Genomic DNA, 254 nt, shown 5'->3' on the forward strand with positions numbered 1-254 from the left:
GGTGCTGGCGCGCGAGGGTGAGCCGGCGGAGGTGGTCGACCGGCTGCGGGTCGAGGATCCGGTGCTGTTCGGGTCGTTCGCGATGGCGGTGGCCGGTGCCTACCTGATCAACCCGCGGGTCCGGCGGGAGCTGGGCTACCCGGGTCCGGCGCCGATGAAGAACCCCGCGCTGCCCGACGAGGCCGAGTCCTACCTCGAGGACGGGATCCTCGACGTGGTCGTCGCCCGCGGCCCGATCTACCGTCCCACCCCGG

General features: G+C 73.6%; 1 protein-coding gene. It reads left to right on the forward strand.

Annotated features, from left to right (window positions below):
- Nucleotides 1–254: hypothetical protein (locus ACYQ0U_RS22875; protein ID WP_459976179.1), on the forward strand; the 254-nt coding region annotated here is incomplete at both ends.

The sequence above is a fragment of the Nocardioides pyridinolyticus genome (genome assembly GCF_054653575.1).